Genomic DNA, 16,284 nt, shown 5'->3' on the forward strand with positions numbered 1-16,284 from the left:
TCGTCAAGAGGACGCGGAGCGTCCGGAACGGCATGCGACGCAGAGCGACGCACGATAGTTGAGATTCTCGTTCCCACGCTCCAGCGTGGGAATGCAGGTCGCGACGCTCTGCGTCGTCAAGAAGGGCGCGGATAGTTACCAGTGCCCTTCCCTCGAACCCGTTCCCCCGGCAAAATGCCGCCCATGACTCAATTACCCGACCTTCCCGTCTGCTGTCCCGAACTCGTTCAGCACTGGCCGTTGCCGCATGCGCTGCCGGGCGCGATGCTGGTCAGTGGGCAGTTCGATCCGCTCAAGCTGGTTGACGGCGATTTTCAGCGCTGTGCGGTGCAGATGCCTGCGAGCATTCAGCGCTCGGTCGCCAAGCGTCAGGCCGAATTTCTCGCCGGTCGGCTCTGTGCCCGCGAAGCCATGCGCCAACTGGATGGCCGTCTGCATGTTCCTGCTGTGGGTGAAGACCGCGCGCCGGTCTGGCCCGCTGATGTCTGTGGCTCGATCACCCACAGCACCGGCTGGGCCGCCGCTGTGGTGGCGAACAAGCGGCAATGGCGCGGACTGGGGCTGGACACGGAAAACCTGCTGAGCCATGACCGTGCCTCGCGACTGGCCGGGGAAATTCTGACGACTGCCGAGCTGGCCGACATGGCGGCAGGCGCGCAGGATCAAGTCGCGCTGCGCGTGACCCTGACCTTTTCGATCAAGGAAGCGCTGTTCAAGGCGCTCTATCCCATCGTGCAAAAGCGCTTCTATTTTGAAGACGCGCAACTGCTTGAATGGTCCGCCGACGGCAGCGCCCGCTTGCGCCTGCTCATCGATCTGTCCAGCGAGTGGCACGCAGGCAAGGAACTCGACGGCCAGTTCAGTGTGCTGGGCGATCATCTGTTGAGTCTGGTCGCAGTCGAAGGCTGATCAGCCGGACAGCGGACAATGCTCGCAACGCCCAACCCACTCGACCCGATGACTCAAACAGCACACACGCCGTTGCCTGCGTGGTTTGCCGCCCTGCGCCTGCGGCACATAACGCACTGCCTGAAACAGAGGATTGGCGCGCCCGTCCGGCCTTTTCTTCTCGCTTAACAGCGCCAGCCCCGCAGCCAGCGACACATCACTGCACGTGGCCAGTTGAGCAAGGCAGCCCTCCAGATAATCCCCGGCACTGCTCCATAACACCGCGCAGGGTAGCCCGCCATAGGCGCTCAATGCGGCAATAAAGGGCTGCAGATTGTCATCAAGCAATCCGGCAAACTGTTGAAACGGATCAGCCGGAATGCCCCGCCAGGCCTCTCCCTCACCCGCCAAACGAACGCCATTCGGCAGGCCACGTTCATCCACTGCCAGTGCGACCTGCTCAAGCGCCAACGGCCAATGCCAGCCATGCACCAGACTGGCAACCAGCACCGGCGGAATAATCTGCATGAAGTAAAACTTGGCCCACTGCGACACCAGCACCGGCAATTGGCTGGGCATCAACTGCGGCCCGTAAATGCTCAGCAGTAACAGATCAAGCCGCTCGGCTTGCAGCAGATCAGGCAACGCCACTACAGGGCGCGAATCAGGGCGCGAATCATCTGCCGCCAGCAACGTCTGCCCGAAGCGCTCAAGCGGACCACTGAACAGCTGAGCACTCAACGCGGCACCTGCGTACGCGGCCAGGACAGGCTGAAACACGCGCCACCCAGGCTGGCGCTGCGCCCGATCAGCGCGCGACCTTCGTGCCAATGGATGATCCGCCGCACAATCGACAGGCCCAACCCATGCCCGCCTGACGCTCGGGTACGGCTGTCATCGATACGCATGAACGGCGTAAAAATCTGCTCCCAGGCTTCTTCCGGAACGCCGGGGCCGTCATCGTCCACATCGATACGGCACTGCTGCGCCTCCAGTCGGTAACTGATGCGCACCTCGTTTTCTGCATGGCGCATCGCGTTGCTCACCAGATTCTGTACCGCACGATGCAGATAACGCGGTTCTGCCTCGACCCAGGCGGCTTCGCCCTCTTCAGAGGTCAAACATTCGCCCCGTGAAACCCGCACATCGGCGCGCAAGGGTGCCAGTTCGGCGATCACCTGATCGATCAGCGCATCCAGATCGACACGCTGGAAGTTCAGGGTCGGCGCGCCTTGCTCAAGGCGCGCGTAAGTGAGCATTTCATCGACCAGTTTGTCTAGGTCCTGAATATCGCTGTCCATGCCGCGCATGTATTTGCGCCGCGCCTCGGGAGTGGTGGCGTCGCTGACCATCTCCAGACCGAAACGCAAGCGTGCAACCGGCGTGCGTAGCTCATGAGACACCGCGCGCACCAACTCGCGCTGGATCATCAGCGAGCGTTGCAGGTGCTCGGCCATGCTGTTGAACGCCGCCGCCACACGCCCCACCGAGTCGGAACCCTCGGTCGGCACGCGGGTTTGCAGGCTGCCCTGGGCGATCTGCGTCGCTGCAGCTTCCAGCTCCAACACGCGCCGCTCCAGACGCCGCACCAGCAAGTACACCACCAGACCGATAAAACACAGGCCCATCAAGGCGATCACCAGCAGCCAATGCAGCGGATAGGGGTTCATCTGATACAGCGGGCCGATTTCCAGCACCCAGTTGGTGTCGACGATCCCGGCCAGCACGCGGATCGAGTCGCCGCCCTTGCCCAGCGCCATCACCGTGTCGCCTTCATAGATGCGGCGGCGCTGGTCATCGTCCAGGTCAGCCTGGTCCAGCGCCAACAGATGCAAGTCGAAACCAAAGCCCTTGTCACTGCGCAGGGCCTGCAGCCGTGCCGGTTGCTCATCGACCGGAAAGCGCACCAGCTCGTCGATCAGCAGGTAAATAGTGGCTCGCGCCAGTTGCTCGGTGATCTGCTGCACCTCGCCGCTCAGCAGCAGCGGTTCCTTGTCGTTCAGTTGACGATAGACCCTGGCGGCGTGCGGGCCGATCTGCTCGACCACCACCTGCCCACGCGCCATACGACCGCGTGCGCCGCTGTCCAGTCCAGCCTGCTCGATGCTTTGCAGGCTGAGGGGAATGCCCAGCAAGCGCTCCCAGATCGCCAGGGCGCGGCGGCGCTCGATGTCGTTGAGCGGCACAAGGTTATCGGCCATCACCGTAAAGGTGCCGTGGGCCAGACGTTCGCGGTATTGCTCGCCGCGCGACTGATTGAGCACGTGCAGGGCGAACACGCCAAGCAGCGCGACCAGCACCAGTACGCCGAGCATGCCGCCGTAGATCCGCAGAAAGATCGAGTTCATAAGGTCAGCCGCTGAACACGTGGCCGCTCATGTCCTGCGCCGCTTCGGGCACAAACAGATAGCCCTTGCTGCGCACGGTCTTGATCAGACGCGGGTGGATGGGGTCGTCGCCGATTTTCGGGCGGATGCGCGAGATACGCACGTCGATAGAGCGATCCTGCCCGTCATAACCCACACCGCGCAGCGCAGTGAAGATTTCCTCGCGGGACAGCGTGCGCCCGGCGTTGGCCACCAGCAGCCACAGCAGGTCGAATTCGGCGCCGGTCAGTTCGATGCTCTGCTCGCGCAGCCAGGCCTCGCGCAGGGCGTTGTCCACCACCAACGGGCCGAACACCAACCGCCGCAGCTCTGCAGCAGGCACCTGCGGCGCTTCACTGCGGCGCAGCAAGGCATGAATACGCGCCAGCAGCACGCGCGGATGCACAGGTTTGCAGACGAAATCGTCAGCCCCGGTATCGAGCCCCTGAATATGATCGGTGTCATCGGTACGTGCGGTGAGCATCAGAATCGGCCCGTCGTAACGGTCACGTACCGAGCGACAGATACTGAAACCGTCCTCACCGGGCAACATCAGGTCGAGAATCACCAGATCCGGCTGTTCGGCAATTATTCGCGCCGCCGCCAGCGCGCCATTGCCCTCAATGCTCACGCGCAGGCCGTTGTTGTGCAGGTAATCGCTGGTCAGCTCGGCCAGTCGCTGGTCATCTTCGACAATCAGTACATGCCAGGTGTGTGGCTCCAAAGCAATCTCCCCTTGTTGTGATTGACCCATTGTTGTTGTTATTCAAAACAAGGGTTGCGGCACCGCGTCGCAGGCGAGTGTAGCAACCGCCGCCCGCCTCGCACGACACCGGCGCGACTTAGCACATCACATGCCAGACAGGTCTTGCAGCAGCGTTTTTTTGTGATAGGGTTCGCGCCCTCAAAAATCAGCAACCTGTCGCCAGCACCTACAGAAATCGGTGACAAACGGTCACGATCCAGTAGTTATGCGGCCTACACGCATGGTGTGCGATTCATACACAAACTACACACACTTTATCCACAGGCGGTGCGTTGCAATTCATGTCCAAAACGCATTATCTTGTAGCCCGGCGGCGAGACACACCCTACATGTGGGGTTTTGCGCAAAAACACCAGCACAACTCAAATGGGAAATTCAAGCATTTTTGTTGCGTCTGAGGGGTTGAACTTCAAGCCGGTTTAGGTACCCAAACCGCTCGCGCTTGAGCCAGAGCCATCCCGTACACGTTTTGCAACATCGAACACGCATTCTTCATCAGATTTTCAAAGGATCGGGCACAGCCCGGTCCTTTTTGGCTTCAAAACCTGGAAGCGGCTGCACCTCCCGCTTCCACCTTCGTTTTGGAGCCCTTGAGTCGCCTTTTGCGACTTACTGCTCGAAACGAAACGGTGGGCAGCAATGCCCGAACAAACTTAAAGAACGTGGAGTCACACATGCAAACAGACACAACTCGCGAGAACTCGCCGACCGGCGCGCCGCAGGCCAGCCAGACCCCACAGGACCTGTCTGCCACTGCTCCCGGTCAACTGCGCGTGATCAAGCGTAACGGCACTGTCGTTCCTTACACGGATGACAAGATCACCGTTGCCATCACCAAGGCGTTTCTTGCAGTTGAGGGCGGCAACGCTGCCGCCTCGTCGCGCATCCACGACACCGTTGCACGCCTGACCGAACAGGTCAGCGCCACGTTCAAACGGCGCATGCCTTCGGGCGGCACCATCCACATCGAAGAAATCCAGGATCAGGTCGAACTGGCGCTGATGCGTGCCGGCGAGCAGAAAGTGGCTCGCGACTACGTCATCTACCGTGATTCGCGCGCCAAGGAGCGTGCCGTTCGTGCCCCTGAAGATCAGGTCCAGGCTCACCCGTCGATCCGCATCACCCTCGCCGACGGCAGCTTTGCGCCGCTGGACATGGGTCGCCTGAACACCATCGTTACCGAAGCGTGTGAAAGCCTGGCTGAAGTCGACGCCAACCTGATCCAGACCGAAACCCTGAAAAACCTGTATGACGGCGTGGCGCTGAAAGACGTCAACACCGCACTGGTCATGACCGCACGTACCCTGGTCGAGCGTGAGCCGAACTACTCGTTCGTCACCGCCCGCCTGCTGATGGACACCCTGCGCGCCGAAGGCCTAGGTTTCCTCGGTGTCGCCGACAGCGCCACCCACCACGAAATGGCCGACCTGTACGCCAAGGCGCTGCCTGCCTACGTCGCCACCGGTATCAAGTTCGAACTGCTCAACCCTGTACTGGCCGAATTCGACCTCGAAAAACTCGGCAAGGCCATCAACCACGAGCGCGATCAGCAGTTCACCTACCTGGGCCTGCAAACCCTGTACGACCGTTACTTCATCCACAAGGATGGCGTGCGTTTCGAACTGCCGCAGATCTTCTTCATGCGCGTGGCCATGGGCCTGGCAATCGAAGAGAAAGCTCGTGAAGACCGCGCCATCGAGTTCTACAACCTGCTGTCGTCGTTCGACTACATGTCGTCGACCCCGACGCTGTTCAACGCCGGTACCCTGCGTCCACAGCTGTCCAGCTGCTACCTGACCACCGTGCCGGATGACCTGTCGGGCATCTACCACGCGATCCACGACAACGCCATGCTGTCCAAATTTGCAGGCGGCCTGGGCAACGACTGGACGCCGGTTCGTGCGCTGGGTTCGTACATCAAGGGCACCAACGGCAAATCGCAAGGCGTCGTGCCGTTCCTGAAAGTGGTCAACGACACCGCCGTTGCGGTCAACCAGGGCGGCAAGCGCAAGGGCGCTGTCTGTGCCTACCTGGAAACCTGGCACATGGACATCGAAGAGTTCATCGAGCTGCGCAAGAACACCGGTGATGATCGTCGTCGTACCCACGACATGAACACCGCCAACTGGATCCCTGACCTGTTCATGAAGCGCGTCTTCGACGACGGCCCGTGGACCCTGTTCTCGCCATCCGAAGTACCGGACCTGCACGATCTGACCGGCAAGGCCTTCCAGGAGCGTTACGAGTACTACGAAGCGCTGACCGAATACCCGGGCAAGGTCAAACTGTTCAAGACCATCCAGGCCAAAGATCTGTGGCGCAAGATGCTCTCGATGCTGTTCGAAACCGGCCACCCTTGGCTGACCTTCAAGGACCCGTGCAACCTGCGCAGCCCTCAGCAGCACGTGGGCGTGGTTCACAGCTCGAACCTGTGCACCGAGATCACCCTGAACACCAACAAGGACGAGATCGCGGTCTGCAACCTGGGCTCGATCAACCTGCCGAACCACATCGTCAACGGCAAGCTGGACACCGACAAGCTCAAGCGCACCGTCGATGTAGCAGTGCGCATGCTCGATAACGTTATCGACATCAACTACTACTCCGTGCCGCAGGCCAAGAACTCCAACCTGCGTCACCGTCCGGTCGGCCTGGGCATCATGGGCTTCCAGGATGCGCTGTACCTGCAGCACATCCCGTACGGTTCCGATGCTGCCGTGCAGTTCGCCGACACGTCCATGGAAGCGGTCAGCTACTACGCTATCCAGGCGTCCTGCGACCTGGCCGACGAGCGCGGTGCCTACGAGACGTTCCAGGGTTCGCTGTGGTCCAAAGGCATCCTGCCGCTGGATTCGCAACAGATCCTGATCGAGCAGCGTGGCGAGAAGTACATTGATGTCGACCTGAAGGAAACCCTGGACTGGGCGCCGGTTCGTGCCCGCGTGCAGAAAGGTATCCGTAACTCGAACATCATGGCCATCGCACCGACCGCCACCATCGCCAACATCACCGGCGTGTCGCAGTCGATCGAACCGACCTATCAGAACCTCTACGTGAAATCGAACCTGTCCGGCGAATTCACCGTGATCAACCCGTACCTGGTACGCGACCTCAAGGCCCGCGACCTGTGGGACTCGGTCATGATCAACGACCTGAAGTACTACGACGGTTCGGTACAACAGATCGAGCGCATCCCGCAGGAGCTCAAGGAGCTTTACGCGACTGCTTTCGAAGTGGACACCAAGTGGATCGTCGACGCGGCAAGCCGTCGTCAGAAGTGGATCGACCAGGCTCAGTCGCTGAACCTGTACATCGCTGGCGCATCGGGCAAGAAGCTGGACGTGACCTACCGCATGGCTTGGTACCGTGGTCTGAAAACCACCTACTACCTCCGCGCCCTGGCCGCGACCAGCACCGAGAAGTCCACCGTCAACACCGGCAAGCTCAACGCAGTATCGAGCGGCGGCCACGGCCCGGACGACTCGGCGATCACCGCCCCGCGTCCAACCGAAGCAGCACCGGCCGGCCCGGCCCCAGTGCCAAAGGCTTGCGCAATCGACGAGCCGGATTGTGAGGCTTGCCAGTAGCGCTTATAGGATTTAGAACGTATACATTCTAGATTCTATAACCCTCCAACTCCAATAAATACAGGGGTTGGAGGGGTTTACTTCTCGTATACCCCTCCCTATACTCGCCGCCCTATCTAGCTCATAGGTCGGAATCGTATACATTGCCCAGTTACTCCATCAGATCCTTCACTGCATCAGACGACCTACCGATGGCCGTGCTGGTGGATCAGGAAGGACGCCCGCTCTTCCTGCCCAATGTGTATGCCACTCTCCGATACCGGGACGTTGGCTTTGCCTTAACCACCATCGAGAAGGTACTCCGCGCTTTGGGTATGGCCTACCTATGGGCGGCAACCCGAACAATTGATCTGGAGGTAGTGCTGCGCTCAGATTCGTTCCTTGTAGTGGTCAACTGATCCCGGACACGACGTTAAGTCTTTTTTCGGACTGAGCTGGCGCCAGTCCGTTATTGAACTGGTGTGGCCGAATCCAGTTGTAGCGATGCATCAGATAATGACTGATGTCTCGCTGAGCCTCTTGGGCCGTCATGTAGCCCACGGTCGGTATCCACTCAGTTTTCAAACTCCGGAACACCCGCTCCATCGGCGCATTATCCCAGCAGTTGCCACGACGACTCATGCTCTGGCGTATGCGGTATCGCCAAAGCCGCTGGCGAAATTGTCGGCTGCCATACTGGGCGCCCTGGTCCGAGTGAAACAGCAGGCCCTGCGGCTTGCCGCGTTGTTCGTAGGCCATATCCAGCGCCTTGATTACCAGATCAGTATCCGGTTTGCTCGATAACGCCCAGCCCACCACTCGGCGCGCGAAAAGATCCATAACCACAGCCAGGTAATGCCATTTCCCTTGTGCCCAGATGTAAGTGATATCGCCGCACCACACCTGATTGGGCGCTGGAACATCGAATGCTCGATTCAAAATATTCGGAATATCGGGTCGCTCCACCGTCGCTTTTCTATAAGCATGCGATCCCGGTTGCTTACTGATCAATCCCAGCTCTCGCATCAGGCTACGTACCTTGAACCGGCCAATCTGCTCGCCATCTTCATGCATCATCAACACGATGCTGCGGCTGCCGGCAGCGCTTCGACTTTGTGTAAACAGCTCGTTGACCCGGCTGCGTAGCCGGACTCGCTCAACGTCTGGATTGCGCCGTCTAAGGCGATGGTTGTAGTAGCACGAGCGAGGTACTTCAAAGGCTTCGCACAGCAACTCAACCGATTCACGGGCACTGAGCTGATCAATCAGCGCATGCGCTCGTGCTCTTCCGACATCAAGAGCGCGGTAGCCTTTTTTAAAATGGATTTCTCCCGCTCAAGACGGGCAATCCGGGCTTCCAGCTCCTGAATTTTCTGCTGCTCGGGCGTCAGGGCTTTGCTCTGTGGAGTGACACCGTTGCGCTCCTGTTGAAGCTGGTTAACCCAGCGACGCAGTGCGGACTCGACAACTCCCAGCGAGCGAGAGGCCTCAATGTGGCTATAGCCTTGATCGAGCACGAGGCCTGCGGCCTCGCGTTTGAATTCAGCGGAAAAGGTACGGCGTTGTTTGGTCATCAGACACCTCTATCTGGCGAGCATTCTCGCCTAAATGGGTGTCCGGTTTCATTAGACCACTACACCTCTCTGTGGAGCAATGTGAGGATTTGGCCTTCTTCCTTCGCCTTGATCGGGCTGCACAAGATCGGCTTGTCGAAGCCTCTCTGGAAGTGAGATCCAATAAGGTAGTGCGGCTCGAACAGGTGCGCAGCGGCGGTACCCCCACCCCAGAGCGGACATTGATTTCCGCAGTCGAAGGTGGCTACCGGATCCGAACCGTGGCGAACTTTCTGCAGTTCAATCACAAACGCATTGTCCCTAAAGCCTCCGAGAAACCCCGTAAAGACATCGCCAAGTCCCGCGAGAATGCGATCGCAGCTTTGCGAGCCCAAGAGCCTCGGGCAATCCCCTCAGACGAGGGCGATGCACCTGAGGGGCTTTCTGAAGAGCTCATGACAGTCATTGAGGCCGCGTTCGAGCCAGGCTCTGCGACCAACCCGTTCCAGTCTGATTTTCATCAGTACCGCAATCACCTGATGTACCGGATATTCACCGAAACAGCGATCAGACGCAGTGAGTTGCGCTACATCAAGGTAGAGGACATTGCTCATGCGGCCCGGCGAGTGAAGGTACGTGTATCAAAAACTATTGCCAGAACCTTGCCCATCTCCGAGCAAACCGCATACGACTTCCATGAGTTCGTGATGAAGCACTGGGCCAAGATCCCCGCCAAATCCAGAAGGCATGGTTATCTCTTCACAACCGGTGAGGGCCTCCACCTATCCGTAGAGGCGATCAACCTCGTGTTCCGGGAACTGCGTCGAAAAAACCAACTTCCAGAGAGTATTGCACCTCATGCAATGCGCAGAACTTGGAATGATCGATTGAGCAGAAAGATCGACAGCCTCCCTCCAGAGAAGCGAATGAGGCCCGAAGAAGAGGCGCAGATAAGAAAAGGCCTGAACGGCTGGTCGAAAAAATCCAAAATGGAAGAGCGCTATTCACGTCGGCATATTCGGGAGAAGGCAGACAAGATCGCGGAAGACTTGGCTAACGACCTTCACCCTACAAAATAAGTTGATTTTTAATGATCCTCACTGAACAACTGGCAACCACAGCAGGACTATTACCAGAGAGCGTGTCAGACGAAGTCGTATTGCTCGATGGCAGAATTGTCAAAATAAAAATGGGGATGGTTTCCAGCATCTTGGATCGCGATGGCAACGCCAACCCTCTGCGCTTCGACATCTTGCAGCCTGGGAACAGGCTACACGAAAGCATATATTCATCATTTAAAATAACACTATCAACTCACAGCCTTTCCTACAACGCCACTACTTCCTATGCGCTTAGCCACTGGCTAACCCTACCAGAAATGCAGCACAAAAGTGAAATCGGCATTCCGGAAATTAATTTACTGAACAAAATCCCTGCGAGTTACCAACCCTTCACTCTGCCCTTGCTTCGCAGAATGCGCAAATTAGAAAGGCCAGGGCTCTCCGACGAAGTACATGACTTTCTCGATCAACCATTCAAATGGGAGCAGCAGAGCACGGGCGCCTATTTCGGTCTGATCACAAATGATCCTGAACGTGGTGCGTTTACCGAACAGGAAATTCATAATATCAGTCAGACGCTGAATTCTGCGTATGCGGAAGGAACGGTAAGTCAGGCCGACTATACCATTAGCTGGTTCTTCATCGGAACCGGGGTCAGGCCAGTCCAGGCTTACAGAATTTTAAGGAAGGACGTTAAAATTCATAGCAAAGATGGATTAGAGGTAACGCTGAGAATTCCCCTTGCGAAGGGAGAGATGTCATCATCCCAAGAAAGCTGGATTCGACGCGCTCCCACCGTCCTTGCTGAGTGCTTGATCCACTATCTAGACGCTGGCAGCTCAGAAACCAATTCCGAAGACAAGCAAAGGTTGTTCAAGGAGCCCTCACCAGAATGCGCCGGTAGCATGCCTAGCCGGCTGCGCGCATTTCGAGCCCCTCCTGAGCGCCCCCTGGGAGACATTGATGGTCTCATTGGTGGCCGACCAAGAAATGGAAACGGAACCTAGGATCCGTCAGATCAATCACAATGCCATGTCTGCGATCCAGCAAATCATTGCTCTCCGAGATGAATCGGCAGGTATTGAGTAATGGGCGCAATTTTTCACTTCGTAGGCAGAAATGATTTAAGCGCTAAGGAAAACCTGAACCCCTATATAGAGCATGCTCGCAAAAATACTCCATTCGCCAATATTGAGTGGAAAGATGACATTTGGGACATTACAACCTTTGTCATCGGCAGAGCCCAGGGAAAAACAAGGAAGTTAGCCTACTTTAAGTCCCTACGGGATCCTTCTGGAAGTAAGCAGATGGTGCAAGTTCCGCTCGACCCAAACTTCATGAGCTTTGCCAAAGCTGCTTTCAGCGAATCAATGCGACGCCTGCGCTTGGTCGAATATAATCGACACCTGTCAGCGCTACGTGTTATTGAGCAAGCGCTGATCAGTGCAGGCCTGAATCCATGCATCACCAATCTTACGCCATTTATCCTGGACAACGCAGCCGAAATTCTTCGCGAAAAATATCAAAACCCATGGGCAATGGGCCGAGTTTTAGAAAGAATCGTAACTGAAATTATCAACCCAGCCCGACTAACGCCCTTGCTCCTGGAATGGCGCAGCCCTATGGAGTACGCCGCACCAGTACGGAACGATAGAGTCTCAACCAACTCCGAGAAACACACATCAAGGCTCCCACGCCTTGAATCTATCCTTGCTCTGGCTGACATCCACTATAAAAGCAAAAGCATGCCTGACAGGGTAGCAACTGCTTTCGTCACACTGGCCATGTACGCACCAAGCCGAGCCAGCGAAATTCTCAGCCTACCTGTCAACTGCATACGTCATGCTGACACTAAAGATGGGCCCACAATGGGCATTGCTTGGGCTCCCGCCAAGGGGGCTATGTCAATGACAAAATTCGCTGCGAGCGATGAATTTGAAGCCGTCATTGAGTCTACAGTTAACTATCTAGCGGAGCTGGGAGCTCCTGCAAGAAAAGCAGCAGAGTGGTATTTTAACAATCCTAAAGATCTTTATCTTCCGCCCGGCACCGAGCATTTGCGCGGGTCTCCAATAACCTTGCAAGAAGTGTCGCAAATTTTGGGCAAGGAAACGGCGATTCAAACTTCGCACGCCAAAAGAGGTTATGGACTTATAGCAACTGGGCGTGTCACAAATGAACGCAGTCGGATGCAGGACTCTAGAAAAACTGGACTCGCCCCGCTATACGAATTTGATTCTCTCGAAAGGTATGTGCTGGGGAAATTGCCTGCTATTTTCCCAATCCTAGATGGGCATACCAAAATCAAATGGCACGAGGCCCTCTTTGTTCTGCCCACTAACGTGCTGCGGCCAGATGGAGAAACTCTCTTATACCTGCCATCACCGATTTCTACGAATCAGATCAACCATCAGTTGGGCACTAATCCCAACGGGGTCACGGTGTTTACCCGGAACGGGAAAGCTAACCCGGATGGCAGCCCCATGGGCATATCCACCCATGCTTTCCGTCACCTGCTGAACACCTTGGCTCAGAGCAAGCACCTGAGCGAGGCCTTGATCGCCTTTTGGTCTGGGCGAAAGAACATTAGTCAGAACGAATGGTACGACCATCTGCCCCAGGAGGCCTTCATTGAGGCATACCTTAAGCTCGGAGATGTGGGTAAACCAATGCAGGTTGCAGGTCAGCTCGAAGCGAAAGTGCGCTCAATCGAGGTCACGCACGGGCTCACGAGAGAAGAGGCTCTCAAACTTGAGCTTGGAGCAACTCATCGAACCCGTTATGGCATCTGCCGCCATGATCATGCTCTAACCCCCTGTCCCAAAGACAAGGACTGCGTGAGCTGTGGCGAGCACACGTTCGTGAAGGGTGATCAACGTCATCTTGATGAAGCTGAATTTCAATTCAAGATGCACGACAAGGCAGTGGCAGATGCCCAGAAAGTGTCACCGCCACTGTAAAAATGCCCCCCTAACGCCAACCTAGAATTGACCCCCCTGGGTAAAACTGGCGGCTTTGAGCTGCCAATATGTTGACCCAGGAGCAGTCTGTGGAAATTAAAGTGTTGGCCCGTCAGGGCCATGGCATCAAATTCATCGCCCGTGAGCTGGGTATTTCGCGTAACACCGTGCGCAAGTACCTGCGAAAGGCCCGGTCGCTACCCCTTGTCGATGGCCGCAAGCTTATCCGGGCTGAAGATTTATCTGCAGCTTTCAGGTTGGTCAGGGACGTCGACGTAAGAAAATTTAGGGTCGAAATCTGGTTGGTAACGCGTATACTTCGAACCTGAAAATGAAGCTGAAACGGCCAAAAGTATAAGTTTTTGACCCGAGCGTGGCGGCTAAGACTTGATGAAAGCCCCACCAGTGCTGGGCTGCGTGAATGTATACGTCGGCTGATATGAGTATTATGCCAGTAAGGCAACCCCACCTCGCCCCACAGGATAAACACAACCCTGTGGGAGCGAGAGGCCATCAAGCCTGACGCTGTACCTGTAGGAGCGGACTTGTCCGCAAAGAGGCCAACAAGCCGAATGCTGACTTGTAGACTCCTGTAGGAGCGGACTTGTCCGCGAAGAGGTCGACACACATGCCCTTGCCACCCTGCTCCTCACTCAAAGGCCTCAAAAGCCAAAAATTCATGTTCCTTGCGCGCAACACCTTAAAAGCAAGCAACCCCCCCTCTGGATCCAACAGGCCAGTCCACCCGACTGACCCTCAAGCAGGAGAATTACACCATGCTGAGCTGGGACGAATTCGATAAAGAAGACGGCGAAGTAGTCGCTAAAGCGACCAACGCCGGTCACGCCAACGAAGCCAACATGGACCGCCTCGACAGCGCCGGTGGCCTGGCTGCACAAGAAGCCCGCGCCGTTACCGCCGCCGACTCCGCTGCCCTGATCCGCGCCAAGAAAGCGCTGGACGCACTGGACGTCGCTGAAGGCCTGGCCGAGCTCGAAGGTGCCAGCGCCCGCGTCGCCGTTGACGAAAAAATGATGATCAACTGCCGCGCCGACCTCAACCAGCTCGTACCTTTCAAGTACGACTGGGCCTGGCAGAAGTACCTGGACGGTTGCGCAAACCACTGGATGCCGCAAGAAGTCAACATGACCGCCGACATCGCCCTCTGGAAAAACCCGGAAGGCCTGACCGACGACGAGCGCCGTATCGTCATGCGCAACCTGGGCTTCTTCTCCACCGCCGACTCGCTGGTTGCCAACAACCTGGTACTGGCCGTGTACCGCCTGATCACCAACCCGGAGTGCCGCCAGTACATCCTGCGCCAGGCCTTCGAAGAGGCGATCCACACCCACGCCTACCAGTACTGCATCGAATCGCTGGCCATGGATGAAGGCGAGATCTTCAACATGTACCACGAGATCCCGTCGGTCGCTAAAAAAGCAGCCTGGGGCCTGAAATACACCCGTTCGATCTCTGATCCGAAGTTCGAAACCGGCACCGTCGAAACCGACAAAGAGCTGCTGCGTAACCTGATCGCCTACTATTGCGTACTGGAAGGCATCTTCTTCTACTGCGGCTTCACCCAGATCCTGTCCATGGGCCGCCGCAACAAAATGACCGGCGTCGCCGAGCAGTTCCAGTACATCCTGCGCGACGAGTCCATGCACCTGAACTTCGGCATCGACGTGATCAACCAGATCAAAATCGAAAACCCACACCTGTGGGATGCCGAGATGAAAGAAGAAGCCACGCAGATGATCCTGCAAGGCACCCAGCTGGAAATCGAATACGCCCGCGACACCATGCCCCGCGGCGTGCTGGGCATGAACGCGGCGATGATGGAGGATTACCTGAAGTTTATCGCTAACCGTCGTTTGAGCCAGATTGGGTTGAAGGAAGAGTATCCTGGCACGACGAATCCGTTCCCTTGGATGAGCGAGATCATGGACCTGAAGAAAGAGAAGAACTTCTTTGAGACTCGGGTTATTGAGTATCAGACTGGTGGGGCGTTGAGCTGGGATTGATGGGTACGATGCTAGGTTAGCCTTAAGTATCAGGGTATAACCTAGCACATAGTCTGAAAATAAAATCACCTCACCCCACGTTAAGAAAGCTCAAGAGATGAAGCGATACACAAGATCGTTTCATCTCTCGACAATAGAACTTATTAACTTATACAAATCAAACAACTAGACAAAGCGATACTTAAATCTACAACAACCTAAAAAAGATAAAATTTACTAAATTTCAAACATACAAAATAGCAAGCCGAAGAGCTAGCAATATACTGGAGCAGAAAGATTGAACTGGAAAGATCACCCTATAGTAGTCGCAGCAATCGCTACTGGTTCATCTATTGCATTTTGCGTAACATTTATAGTTCCCATATATGAGAAAAACAACTTAAATAAAATTTCAGAGCTGGAGAAAGCAGATACTGCGTTAAATGAAAAACTAGTAAAAGCTACTGAAGAGCTCTTACAAGAAAAGAATAAAAATGAAGATACCCGTAAAAAACTGAGCAACGAAATAAAAGAAAAGTCGACAAAAATATTGGAACTTCAAGAAGAAGACCGCCTCAACAGTGAAACACCGTTTCCAAAGGGATTTCGTAGCGTTCAGTTGCTTGATAATGTAAATAACATTGAAGCAGCTTACAAAGATAACAAAATATCCAAAACAAAGCTATGGATCTCAGTTGACATAGACGACAACTTATTTAGCAGCGTGACTTATTACCCAATAACTTTTGGTGACTCAAAGCGAATCTCTCACGTTCTTTTTCATTTCAAGCAACTGGACTCTATTAACATAGATGAAAATTTTAACATCGTAAGAAAAACAGACGATGACTTAAAAAAATATAGAGACTCCCTCTATAATGCAACACTCAAAATCTTGAAAGAGAAATATGGCGAAAGCAAGTATGACCCAGAGGAACAAGAGCATCGCTTTTATATAAATAAATTCTGGCAAATTAGCCTTACAGCAAGAGGCATGGTGATATCAACCATTTACGAACCTAAAAGCATACTAAACCAAAATATCGATAATAAAAAAAATCAACACGAAGCCATAAGTCAAAGATACTAACAGTCAGTAGCTGATTCTTCTGACTTCGCAC

At 55.6% G+C, this 16,284-nt stretch carries 12 protein-coding genes and 1 pseudogene; 9 read left to right on the forward strand and 4 right to left on the reverse strand.

The window, feature by feature from the left end:
- Positions 1 to 183: 183 nt before the first annotated feature.
- The gene (locus tag FFH21_RS19925) at positions 184 to 909 is read left to right on the forward strand and encodes a 4'-phosphopantetheinyl transferase (protein ID WP_200731404.1); all 726 of its coding nucleotides are present in this window, start codon (positions 184 to 186) and stop codon (positions 907 to 909) included.
- On the opposite strand, the gene fhuF is transcribed toward FFH21_RS19925, so the two are convergent.
- From fhuF to FFH21_RS19940, 3 genes are read right to left on the reverse strand one after another with little or no spacing between them, the layout of a single operon-like run.
- Positions 910 to 1,668, reverse strand: a complete 759-nt coding sequence (fhuF, locus tag FFH21_RS19930) for a siderophore-iron reductase FhuF (RefSeq protein ID WP_011169254.1) — start codon at positions 1,666 to 1,668, stop codon at positions 910 to 912.
- Entirely contained in the window at positions 1,626 to 3,236 is a 1,611-nt protein-coding gene (locus tag FFH21_RS19935; protein ID WP_011169255.1) for an ATP-binding protein, read from the reverse strand. Before FFH21_RS19935 ends, fhuF begins: the two co-directional genes overlap by 43 nt.
- 4 nt (positions 3,237 to 3,240) lie before the next feature.
- Positions 3,241 to 4,008 (reverse strand): response regulator transcription factor, encoded by a 768-nt coding sequence (locus tag FFH21_RS19940; protein ID WP_161794678.1) that lies wholly within the window; start codon positions 4,006 to 4,008, stop codon positions 3,241 to 3,243.
- Between the two features lie 686 nt (positions 4,009 to 4,694).
- Between FFH21_RS19940 and FFH21_RS19945 the strand changes: the two genes are divergently transcribed.
- The gene (locus tag FFH21_RS19945) at positions 4,695 to 7,607 is read left to right on the forward strand and encodes a ribonucleoside-diphosphate reductase subunit alpha (RefSeq protein WP_011169256.1); all 2,913 of its coding nucleotides are present in this window, start codon (positions 4,695 to 4,697) and stop codon (positions 7,605 to 7,607) included.
- 191 nt (positions 7,608 to 7,798) lie between these two features.
- Complete coding sequence (locus FFH21_RS19950; RefSeq protein WP_041924610.1) at positions 7,799 to 8,005, forward strand: hypothetical protein; 207 nt, start codon at positions 7,799 to 7,801, stop codon at positions 8,003 to 8,005.
- Here FFH21_RS19950 and FFH21_RS19955 read toward each other — a convergent pair.
- Positions 7,998 to 9,160, reverse strand: a protein-coding gene (locus tag FFH21_RS19955) for an IS3-like element ISPsy24 family transposase (RefSeq protein WP_086004864.1) whose coding sequence is annotated in 2 segments (ribosomal slippage) — positions 7,998 to 8,905 and positions 8,905 to 9,160 — 1,164 coding nt in all. Because the reading frame shifts where the segments join, the coding sequence is not laid out codon by codon here. The genes FFH21_RS19950 and FFH21_RS19955 overlap by 8 nt on opposite strands.
- A gap of 89 nt (positions 9,161 to 9,249) precedes the next feature.
- Between FFH21_RS19955 and FFH21_RS19960 the strand changes: the two genes are divergently transcribed.
- The 6 genes and pseudogenes from FFH21_RS19960 (at position 9,250) to FFH21_RS19985 (ending at position 16,253) form a co-directional block, all read left to right on the forward strand.
- Positions 9,250 to 10,218: a site-specific integrase gene (locus FFH21_RS19960; RefSeq protein ID WP_134933191.1), complete on the forward strand. Its 969-nt coding sequence runs from the start codon at positions 9,250 to 9,252 to the stop codon at positions 10,216 to 10,218.
- An 11-nt stretch (positions 10,219 to 10,229) separates the two neighbouring features.
- A complete protein-coding gene (locus tag FFH21_RS19965; RefSeq protein ID WP_054073027.1) occupies positions 10,230 to 11,207 on the forward strand; it encodes a hypothetical protein in 978 nt (325 codons plus the stop codon).
- A gap of 81 nt (positions 11,208 to 11,288) precedes the next feature.
- Complete coding sequence (locus FFH21_RS19970) at positions 11,289 to 13,160, forward strand: hypothetical protein (RefSeq protein WP_011169259.1); 1,872 nt, start codon at positions 11,289 to 11,291, stop codon at positions 13,158 to 13,160.
- Between the two features lie 68 nt (positions 13,161 to 13,228).
- A pseudogene (locus FFH21_RS19975) lies at positions 13,229 to 13,345 on the forward strand (helix-turn-helix domain-containing protein); the annotation flags it as partial.
- A gap of 591 nt (positions 13,346 to 13,936) precedes the next feature.
- On the forward strand, positions 13,937 to 15,184 hold the full coding sequence (locus tag FFH21_RS19980; RefSeq protein WP_002554639.1) for a ribonucleotide-diphosphate reductase subunit beta: 1,248 nt from the start codon (positions 13,937 to 13,939) through the stop codon (positions 15,182 to 15,184).
- Between the two features lie 277 nt (positions 15,185 to 15,461).
- Positions 15,462 to 16,253 (forward strand): hypothetical protein, encoded by a 792-nt coding sequence (locus tag FFH21_RS19985; RefSeq protein ID WP_041924613.1) that lies wholly within the window; start codon positions 15,462 to 15,464, stop codon positions 16,251 to 16,253.
- The last annotated feature ends 31 nt before the right edge of the window (positions 16,254 to 16,284 follow it).

Origin of the sequence: Pseudomonas sp. KBS0707, from assembly GCF_005937945.2 — a bacterium.
Classification (GTDB): domain Bacteria; phylum Pseudomonadota; class Gammaproteobacteria; order Pseudomonadales; family Pseudomonadaceae; genus Aquipseudomonas; species Aquipseudomonas amygdali.